General features: G+C 39.7%; 2 protein-coding genes. One reads left to right on the forward strand and one right to left on the reverse strand.

Features of this window, described 5'->3' with window-relative positions; genetic code table 11:
* Positions 1-128: 128 nt before the first annotated feature.
* Complete coding sequence (locus AB204_RS20675; protein WP_053067971.1) at positions 129-410, forward strand: hypothetical protein; 282 nt, start codon at positions 129-131, stop codon at positions 408-410.
* A gap of 99 nt (positions 411-509) precedes the next feature.
* On the opposite strand, the gene AB204_RS20680 is transcribed toward AB204_RS20675, so the two are convergent.
* Complete coding sequence (locus tag AB204_RS20680; RefSeq protein ID WP_047965261.1) at positions 510-830, reverse strand: SymE family type I addiction module toxin; 321 nt, start codon at positions 828-830, stop codon at positions 510-512.
* Between the last annotated feature and the right edge of the window lie 84 nt (positions 831-914).

Raw genomic sequence — 914 nt, forward strand, 5'->3', positions numbered from 1 at the left:
ATTTTTCACAATTTAAAGTTGTGCCGGGAACAAACCATTATTGAAAGAAAAGCACCAGCACAAGGCGTTGGATTACCTGGTGGTCAAACACAAAAATATATCAGCGATTTAGATAAGTTAATAAAACAATGAATATAAATAAGGTAATAAAAAAAATAGATATAGCGATAGTAGAAATCGAGAAAGCTATTGCAACCTATGACAAATTCAGTCTTTTTACTACAATTAATCAATTGAATAATTTTAAGGAAAAATTAATAAATTTACGTAATATTATTGAGTCAGGCGATATTCCACAGAAAACACAAAGACACTTAGGCATGGCTAGAGTTATTACCGACCAATGGCCTTTTGATAATAAACTGGGCAACATTATTATTGATGCTGAATTAACATATAAAAATGCTTAGTTGACAACAGAAAATTCTCACATATCTATGTAAAAAAGCCGAAAGAAATCCCATGATCTTCCGGCTTTTCTCTTTTCAAGAGCCACTCAGCCCTTGCCCTTAGCGGCTTTTGTACTCCCCAATAAGTTCCCGCATTCGCAGCTTAATATCATTAAACTGATCCCGCTGGCGCTGGTACTGCTGCTTAATTGCGCAGGTATCATCGCTGTCAGGAATAAGCACCAGACAGCCGTCCAGTATCTTCGCGGTCAGGGTGCAACCCTTATCAAACCCGGCAACTTTAAGCCATTGCTCTTTAAGGTGAATTACAGGCGGGGCAGTGGCCTTATCATTTTGCGGCATGTATCCCACGGTGTAATAACGTTCTGTTTTCGCGGCTTTATTTACCGCACGGTTTTGCTTAGAATGCGCCTTAGCCATCATTCAACTCCTATTAGTTGCTTGTGGTGAGCGGCGTTGATGTGTTGCAACCACAACAGCGCCGCGTTAAATCAGGTCACCCAA

The organism is Xenorhabdus khoisanae, assembly GCF_001037465.1.
GTDB lineage: Bacteria > Pseudomonadota > Gammaproteobacteria > Enterobacterales > Enterobacteriaceae > Xenorhabdus > Xenorhabdus khoisanae.

What these genes read in the sequence shown, in the direction of transcription:
- AB204_RS20680 (WP_047965261.1), bottom strand. Translation starts at nt 830, where the DNA reads ATGGCTAAGGCGCATTCTAAGCAAAACCGTGCGGTAAATAAAGCCGCG.
- AB204_RS20675 (WP_053067971.1), top strand. Translation starts at nt 129, where the DNA reads ATGAATATAAATAAGGTAATAAAAAAAATAGATATAGCGATAGTAGAA.